Origin of the sequence: Streptococcus sp. KR (genome assembly GCF_002238115.1) — a bacterium.
Lineage (GTDB): Bacteria > Bacillota > Bacilli > Lactobacillales > Streptococcaceae > Streptococcus.
This window is the reverse complement of sequence record NZ_NGVM01000191.1, coordinates 1-366: the sequence shown is the minus strand read 5'-3', so window position 1 is coordinate 366 and position 366 is coordinate 1. Positions and strand designations below refer to the sequence as shown.

At 40.4% G+C, this 366-nt stretch carries 1 protein-coding gene; it reads right to left on the bottom strand.

Annotated features, from left to right (window positions below):
- Positions 1-78 precede the first annotated feature (78 nt).
- Positions 79-366, bottom strand: a 288-nt coding sequence (locus tag CBI42_RS11560; protein ID WP_306425630.1) for a TrkA C-terminal domain-containing protein, incomplete at its 5' end; no start/stop codon positions are given.

Below are 366 nucleotides of genomic sequence, written 5' to 3'. Positions count from 1 at the left end.
AAAGACAATCAATAGTTAATAAAAAAGCTGGTGCATGTGAGATGAATTCATTTCACATTGCACCAGCTTTTTTGGATACTAATTTAATTTCCCTAGTTCTCTGCGAACTTCGGGAGCTTCCGTTTTACTACTGGTAAAAATGATTCTGTCGTTAAGCTTCAATGATGTGCCGCCGGATGGGCGGATGAATCGTTTGTCACGATAGATTTGCGTAATTGTAATTTTGTCGATAAATGGAACGTTACGGACTTGAATGTCAGCGTAACGGCTGTTTCTAAGGGCCACTTCATAGACACTTGATTCCGTTGAGGTCATCATCCTCATCGTTGAAGGAGCTTCAATTAATGACCGCAGCATGCTGATATT